This is a genomic window from Cognatishimia sp. (assembly GCF_964229375.1).
Lineage (GTDB): Bacteria > Pseudomonadota > Alphaproteobacteria > Rhodobacterales > Rhodobacteraceae > Cognatishimia.
This window is the reverse complement of record NZ_CAXREH010000028.1, coordinates 1-7,555: the sequence shown is the minus strand read 5'-3', so window position 1 is coordinate 7,555 and position 7,555 is coordinate 1. Positions and strand designations below refer to the sequence as shown.

The window sequence follows — 7,555 nt, the reverse complement described above, 5'->3', positions numbered from 1 at the left end:
GCGACGCGGGCTTCGGGCTCTTCTGCCAGAAACGCGTCAAGAACAGCGTCGGAAATGCGGTCGCAAACCTTATCAGGATGTCCCTCCGAGACGGACTCGGACGTGAACGTATAGTTATTTCGTGCCATGAAGTGCTCCAGTAGGAAATCTGACCGCCACGTCAGGAAGCCGTTGTGGCGGCGGTGATACCCATCGGACTTAGGCCTGCATCCCTAAGGGGTCAAGCGATTTCGCGGGCGCAAGGCGAGATAGACCGCCAGAACGAGCAGTAAAAACACTAATATTGGCGCATCTCCGACCCAGGCATATAGCGTCTGCGGCAAAGGATCCTGACGCCGTACATCCAGAAATCCCGCTTCGTTCAGCGGCAATTGGGCGACAATTCTGCCACGTGCGTCAATCATCGCCGACACGCCCGTATTCGCAGCCCTGACCATCGGCAGGCCCATTTCCATCGCACGCATCTGCGCCTGCACCAGATGCTGAAAAGGTCCGGAAAAATCGCCGAACCATGCGTCGTTGGTGATCTGCATCAACATATCGGGCCGCACTTTGCTAGCCCTGACGTCTTGCGGGAACACCACCTCGTAGCAGATCAGAGGAAGCGCAAGCCCCAACGGACCCAAATCCATGACCTGCGCTCCTGCTCCGGGCGAAAATCCGTGGCCCTGACTTGCGGCCATGCCATAGATGCCAAAGCGCTCTAGAACCTCACCAAACGGCAGGTATTCCCCGAAAGGCACCAAGTGATGCTTGTCATAGGTCGCCTGAATTTCACCGTCAGCCGCAACATATACCGCCGCATTATAGAGCCGCGGCCCCACAAATCGGTTGGCCCCTATGACAACAGGCGATGGTCCCGCGGCCCGAGTGACCTGAGACAGCAAATCATCGCCATAATTCAATATGTCAGGCAGCGATGTTTCGGGCCAAATGGTCAGCGCAATCGGCGCATCAGCCTCTGCGCGCGTAAGCTCTAGGGCGCGCTCAAAGATCACTGGGATCAGGTCAGGGTCCCATTTCTCGTGCTGCGCTGCATTGGGCTGGATCAGGCGAATGACGGGCGCGTCTGCCCGTGGCTCTTGTGCCTCTGGCGCGGGCGCTAGCACGGATGCAATGCCTATGGTGGCCACAAACGCAGCCACCAGACGCAGCCATCCCGAGTTCAGCGCCACCATTGATATGGCCCACGCGGTGGCCAGAACCAATACGTTCAGCCCATGCGACCCGATCCACGCCACCCCCTGCCCTAACGCGCTGTCGACCATGCCATAGGCTGGCATTCCCCAAGCAAACCCGGTGAACACATAGGCCCGCGCCAATTCCGTAAGGGGTAGAGAAACGATCAAAGCCGACGGACGCCCAACCCGCCCTGCAATCCAGAACGCAGCGCCCCAAAACAGCGCCAGTCCCGCAGACATCAACGCAAGCGCGAATGGCGCCATCCAACCGTGCTGTTCAGGCTCTACCAGAAACGGGCTTACCAACCATTGCAACGTCAGCAGGAAATAACCGAACCCATAGGCCCACCCGATGTGGAAAGCCCGGTCTTGCGTGCCAGCGGTTTGATACAAGCCAAAGGCCGACGCGAACCCCAGAACAGACACAAGCGCCCATCCAAAAGGCGCTTGGCCCAATGCTGCAACCGCACCCAATACCGCGAAGATACCAAGCCGCGCCCATAGCGACAGCTTGGCATAGCGCGACATCAGATCAGGCATCGGCATGTGGGCTTTGTTCACTCAGGATCACTCGCAGCCGTTTGATGCGCCGCGGATCAGCATCCACGACCTCGAACTCGGTCCCGTCCGGGTGGACAACGACCTCGCCGCGCGCAGGTACGCGCCCTGCCAACATAAAGACCAAGCCCCCAAGGGTATCGATCTCTTCTTCGTCGATCTCTTCGTGTTGAGTAAGGGAGCGATCAATCACGGCTTCGAACTCGTCCAAAGGCGACTTGGCCAGCGCGAGATAGCAGCCCGGGCTTTCTTCACGCCACAGCGCTTCTTCCTCTTGATCGTGTTCGTCCTCGATTTCACCGACCACCTGTTCGATCAGGTCTTCGATTGTTACCAATCCGTCGACCCCGCCATATTCGTCGATCACCAACGCCATGTGGCGCCGTTCCGTCTGCATCTTGGTCAGCAGAACGCCGATTGGCATCGATGGGGGCACAAACAGCAAAGGCCGCAGCATCTGGCGCAGGGAAAACCGTCCGCCCGAGCCGTTGAACCCATGCTTCAAAGCAAAGTCCTTGAGGTGCACAAAACCGACCGGCGTGTCCAAGGTGCCATCAAACACTGGCAGACGGGTCAGACCGCTTTCGCGGAATACGTCCAACAATTCGGCACGTGTCATGGTCACCGGTACGGCAGAGATATCCACCTTGGGCACGGCAACATCCTCGACGCGCATGCGACGCAGGTTCATCATCCCATGGGTTTGGGAACTCGGCCTATCTGTTTGCTGAGGCTCCGCGATCTCGCCGACATCTGCGGGGCTGATCGCTTCGAGAATGCGGCGAAAAAAACCGCCGCTCTTTTGTAATTCTGGGATCTCGCCCTGCGCGCTCTGCGCTGCGATAGAAGACCCGTCGGTGCTGTCGCCCATTGTACCTTTCCAAATGCGGGGAAATACCCCGTTAGTCCAAACAATATGGGTTACTCAACCCCAGTTTGCCAAGTATCTCGACCTCTAAACCCTCCATTAGGGCGGCATCTTTGTCACGAATGTGATCATAGCCAAGCAAATGTAGCACTCCGTGAACCAATAGATGCGTGACATGGTCGCGCATAGGCTTGTTTGCCGCGTCAGATTCTCTGAGGCAGGTGTCGTAGGCAATCGCGATATCACCCAATTCCGGATCAGGGCCCTGAGGCTGCGCGGGGTGATCTCCGTCCTGCTCGGCCGCGCGCTCGTCGGAGGGCCAAGACAAGACATTCGTCGCCGTCGGCTTTTCGCGAAACTCGGCGTTCAGATCGGCGATGCGTGCGTCATCACAGGCCATCACACAGATCTCCCACGTCTCGGGATCCATTGCCAAATGAACCAGCGTGGCCGTGCTTGCCTTGTCTGCCAAAGCTGACAGGTCCAGCGCCTGCCAGCGCTCGTCTTCGATGAGGACGTCAATCATAGCTTATCCGCGTTTGCTGCGCTCGTCTGGGGCGCGTTCTGCGTCGGCGTCATAGGCTTTGATGATCGCGGCCACAAGCGGGTGACGCACAACATCATCGGCGGTGAAGTAGTTGAAACTGATGTTCTTTATACCACTCAACAACCTCTCGGCATCGCGCAGGCCTGACTGAACGCCACGCGGCAGATCCACCTGAGACCGGTCACCGGTGATCACCATCCGAGACCCCTCGCCCAAGCGGGTCAGGAACATTTTCATCTGCATGGTCGTCGCGTTCTGCGCTTCGTCCAGAACCACGAAGGCATTCGCCAAGGTTCGCCCACGCATAAACGCCAGCGGTGCAATCTCGATCTTTTTCTCTTCGATCAGTTTGGCCAGCTGCTTGCCGGGCAGAAAATCATTCAGCGCGTCATACAGCGGCTGCATATAAGGATCGACCTTGTCCTTCATGTCACCGGGCAGATAGCCCAGCTTTTCGCCGGCTTCGACAGCAGGACGGCTTAGGATGATGCGGTCCACATGGCCTCCGATGAACATCGACACGCCGACAGCCACCGCCAGATAAGTCTTACCCGTTCCCGCTGGCCCGATGCCAAAGGCCATCTCGTTTTTGAACAGGTTCTGAACATAGGCTTTTTGCGCGTCGGTCCGGGGTTCAACCAGCTTTTTGCGGGTTTTGATCTCGACCTTGCCGCCCTTAAACAGCTCCATCTGGTCGCCCGCGCGGGTGCCCGTATCTTTTTCCGAGCCGCCCATGCGCAATTCGCGATCAATATCAGCGTGTTCGACCGACTTGCCGGTTTCCAGCCGCACATAGAGGGACTGCAAGACCTCGACCGCTTCCTTTTGATGGGACTCTTCGCCAAAAACAGCAAGCTGGTTGCCGCGGCGAACAATTTGAACCGAGAGCTGCTGCTCTATATCCGCTAGATTGCGATCATACTCACCGCAAAGGTCGATCAAAAGGCGATTGTCTGGGAACTCGATCAGAATTTCTTTCGACGTTTCCCCAGAGGTTGGCGGGGTCAGGGCACTTGTGGCCAAGCAGCTCTCCTTTTCGAAATGATGCTGAGTCTTAGCCTGCAGACTTTCCCGAAAACCTGCAAGCAGTTGGCGGCAAAATTCACGCCACAGTTACAAAAAAAGACCGCGAGCAGAGGCACGCGGTCTTTTTGGAAATCGTCTATGTCCTGATGTTGGATCATATCTTGTCGTGGAACTTCGACCCTTCTTTATATGGGCCTGTGGCGGTGTTTGGCGGTGCAATGCCGGAACACACCGGTTTGCCGTAGCGATCCAACCGCTGGCTGAGATAGCCCTCAAGCCCGTCGTCGATGATCCAGTGATCACATCCGTTCGGATCCACCCAAATGCCGGCAACCAACTGGCTGAGGTGCTTGTCGTCAAAGCCCTGATCGATGGTTCTGTCGGTGATGTTGCGACCGCCTTCAAAGCTTTCGACGCAGCCCGACACCGCAGTTGCTGCCAAGAGAGCAAGAGTTGCTGATTTCAGTTTCATCATAGCCCCCTTAATTCAGACACATAATTTCGACGCGACGGTTTTCTGCGCGGCCGACGGATGATTTGTTGGACGCACGCGGCATCCGCTCGCCATAGCCGCGGACGTCGACGATATTTGCACCGGTGCTTGTGCCAATGTTGGCCACGGTCGCAGCGCGGTTGAAGCTGAGCTTCATATTGCTTTCGTCAGACCCGCGACTGTCGGTGTGTCCGATGATGATATAAGCATCAGAGCCGTTCTGCTGAAAGAACTGCGCCAAACGCTGACGGCCCTGCGCGCTGATACGATAGCTGCCGGAGGCAAAGAACTGATCGGCATTCAGCATGCCGCACAGTTTGGAATGATCACAAACTGGAATGCCGTGACGATTGACGTTCGGGGTCATATAGCCCTCGGCGCCGTCGTCCATGACCCAGTGCTGACACCCGTCCGGATCGACCCAGATGGTTGGTTTATATTCAGCGCCTCGGATTGTTTTGGTGCCTTGTGCAACCGCAGTGGTCGCAACGCTGGTGCATGTGATCGCAGCAATTGCGATTGTCCCCAATGCACGGCGCAGGCCGGTTTTAAAATGATCTGCCACGATACTACCCTCACTGTCGCGACCCGCCCGGGCCGCAGCAGCCAAGGGAAGAACCGACATCATTGATGGGGCTTACTGTAGCAAATTTTCAGGTCATGTGAAGGGAAATCCACAAGATATTGTGGGCGGCCATAGAACCGCCCGCAACACCAAGAAAATATGGGGATCTCGCCCGAACGTTAACTTTTGTGGCCTCAGACGAGGACGCCGCCAAGCGAATTTGTGCTGCTTTCAACGATTCTCACCGCGCGGATATCGCCGACGGTCACGTCCGCATTCGCCACATGCACGGCGTGCAGGTATTCTGACTTGCCCACCATCTGGCCCTCAAGACGCCCTTTGCGCTCAAACATCACCGAGACCTCACGGCCGATCATGCTGTCCTGAATTTCGCGCTGTTGCTCTGTGATCAGGGCCTGCAGACGATAGAGGCGATCTGACGCCTCGCCATCATCCACCAGCGGACGCTCGGCGGCAGGGGTGCCGGGACGCGTGGAGTATTTGAACGAGAAGGCCTGACCGTATTTCACCTCTTGGACCAGCGCCATCGTATCCTGAAAATCCTGCTCGGTCTCTTCGGGGAAGCCGACAATAAAGTCGCCGGAAATAAGGATATCCGGGCGGGCTTTGCGGATGCGCTCGATCAGACGCAGATAGCTTTCGGCGGTGTGGCTGCGGTTCATCCGCTTGAGGATCTTGTCGCTGCCAGACTGCACCGGTAAGTGCAGATAAGGCATCAGTTTCTTACATTCCCCATGCGCAGCGATCAGATCGTCTTGCATGTCGTTGGGGTGGCTGGTGGTAAAGCGGATGCGCTCAAGTCCCTCGACTTTGTCCAACTCCCAGATCAGATCGGCTAAAGACCAGGTGCCACCATTCGGACCGTCGCCGTGGTAGGCGTTCACATTCTGACCCAACAGGGTGATTTCACGCACGCCACGATCCACCAGATCTCGGGCCTCGGTCAAAACGCGCGCGGCAGGACGGCTGACCTCTGCGCCCCGCGTATACGGCACAACGCAAAAGGCGCAGAATTTATCGCAGCCTTCTTGCACTGTCAGAAAGGCCGCCGGCGCACGTTTGGCCTTGCCGCGTCCTTTCAGTTTTTCAAACTTGTCTTCCTCGGGGAAATCCGTGTCTAGCGCCTTGACGCCGGTGCGCGCCTTTTCTTCCATTTCAGGTAAGCGGTGATAGGCCTGTGGCCCCACAACCAAATCGACCAAGGGCTGACGGCGCATGATCTCTTCGCCTTCAGCCTGCGCAACACAGCCCGCCACACCGATTTTCAGATCAGGCTTGTCGACCTTGAGCCCCTTAAAGCGGCCCAGTTCGGAATAGACCTTCTCGGCGGCCTTCTCGCGAATATGGCAGGTGTTCAACAGGATCATGTCTGCATCATCAGGCGTGTCGGTCGTGACATAGCCCGCGCCGCCCATAGCCTCGGCCATGCGCTCGCTGTCATAGACATTCATCTGACAGCCATAGGTCTTGATAAACAGCTTCTTGGGGTCGGACATGATCTTACCTTCGAAATCCAGAGCGCCCCCCTATACCACGATGCGTGACGCTTGCAATGACAAGCGATTTCGATCACTTTTGACAAAAATCAAGTAGGCGCCCGATGCAGTTCACGAGTTTTGCCGCACTTCTGAAATCAGACCCGAGCCTTGTTGCCAAAGGCCCGCTGGCGTTGATCTTTGCCGAAGACGACGTCGAGCTGGACACAACCTTGCGCCACCACAAGGATATCGGCTTTGCGCAGGTGCTGGCCTTTATGCCAAAGTCCTTTGCGCTGGCCGCCGATGTCACAGACATGGTCATCCGCATCGATATGGAACTGGCCACAGGCACGCAGATGATCGACACGGTCAACGAAGTCGCCGCCGCCTGCCCCGATCTATGGCTCTATTACTGCTTTAATGCCGAATATTTGCTGTTTCCCTTCTGCGAGACCCGCAACATCGGCGAGATGCTATGTTTTCACGCCGAAGAGCGTCGCAGCGCTATGTTGACATATGTCGTTGATCTATATGCAGAAAACCTGCACAAAAACGGCAATGCAGTGGCAATCGAAGGCGCGATGATGGACAAGGCCGGCTATTACGCATTGTCCCGCCCTGATCCAGACAACCACAATCATCCCAAAGAGCGACAGCTGGATTTCTATGGCGGCCTACGGTGGCGATTCGAGGAACATATCCCCAAAGCCAAACGCAAGATCGACCGGATTTCCATTTTCCGCGCCACACCAGGCGTGCAGCTTCGCGAGGATTTCACCTTTTCCGACGAAGAGATGAACACATACAGCTGCGAATGG

Annotated in this window: 9 protein-coding genes and 1 riboswitch; of the genes, 1 reads left to right on the top strand and 8 read right to left on the bottom strand. The window is 56.8% G+C overall.

What is annotated here, in order from left to right; all coding sequences use genetic code 11:
* From ACEQWH_RS02285 to miaB, 8 genes are all read right to left on the bottom strand, one after another.
* Positions 1 to 128: S-adenosylmethionine synthetase N-terminal domain-containing protein (locus ACEQWH_RS02285; protein WP_370227931.1), on the bottom strand; the 128-nt coding region annotated here is incomplete at its 3' end.
* A gap of 4 nt (positions 129 to 132) precedes the next feature.
* A riboswitch (SAM-SAH riboswitch) is annotated at positions 133 to 183 on the bottom strand.
* A gap of 29 nt (positions 184 to 212) precedes the next feature.
* Complete coding sequence (gene lnt / locus ACEQWH_RS02280) at positions 213 to 1,742, bottom strand: apolipoprotein N-acyltransferase (RefSeq protein ID WP_370227929.1); 1,530 nt, start codon at positions 1,740 to 1,742, stop codon at positions 213 to 215.
* On the bottom strand, positions 1,714 to 2,610 hold the full coding sequence (locus tag ACEQWH_RS02275; RefSeq protein ID WP_370227927.1) for a hemolysin family protein: 897 nt from the start codon (positions 2,608 to 2,610) through the stop codon (positions 1,714 to 1,716). The genes lnt and ACEQWH_RS02275 overlap by 29 nt, the downstream gene beginning before the upstream one ends.
* A 31-nt stretch (positions 2,611 to 2,641) precedes the next feature.
* A complete protein-coding gene (gene ybeY, locus ACEQWH_RS02270; protein ID WP_370227925.1) occupies positions 2,642 to 3,133 on the bottom strand; it encodes an rRNA maturation RNase YbeY in 492 nt (163 codons plus the stop codon).
* Positions 3,134 to 3,136: 3 nt separating this feature from the next.
* On the bottom strand, positions 3,137 to 4,177 hold the full coding sequence (locus tag ACEQWH_RS02265) for a PhoH family protein (RefSeq protein WP_370227923.1): 1,041 nt from the start codon (positions 4,175 to 4,177) through the stop codon (positions 3,137 to 3,139).
* A gap of 157 nt (positions 4,178 to 4,334) precedes the next feature.
* On the bottom strand, positions 4,335 to 4,652 hold the full coding sequence (locus tag ACEQWH_RS02260) for a hypothetical protein (RefSeq protein WP_370227921.1): 318 nt from the start codon (positions 4,650 to 4,652) through the stop codon (positions 4,335 to 4,337).
* Between the two features lie 10 nt (positions 4,653 to 4,662).
* Positions 4,663 to 5,238 carry an OmpA family protein gene (locus tag ACEQWH_RS02255; protein ID WP_370227919.1) on the bottom strand — a complete coding sequence of 192 codons (576 nt, stop codon included), beginning with the start codon at positions 5,236 to 5,238 and terminating at the stop codon, positions 4,663 to 4,665.
* 194 nt (positions 5,239 to 5,432) lie between these two features.
* Positions 5,433 to 6,755, bottom strand: a complete 1,323-nt coding sequence (gene miaB, locus ACEQWH_RS02250) for a tRNA (N6-isopentenyl adenosine(37)-C2)-methylthiotransferase MiaB (protein ID WP_370227917.1) — start codon at positions 6,753 to 6,755, stop codon at positions 5,433 to 5,435.
* A gap of 104 nt (positions 6,756 to 6,859) precedes the next feature.
* Here miaB and ACEQWH_RS02245 point away from each other — a divergent pair.
* Positions 6,860 to 7,555: hypothetical protein (locus ACEQWH_RS02245; protein ID WP_370227915.1), on the top strand; the 696-nt coding region annotated here is incomplete at its 3' end.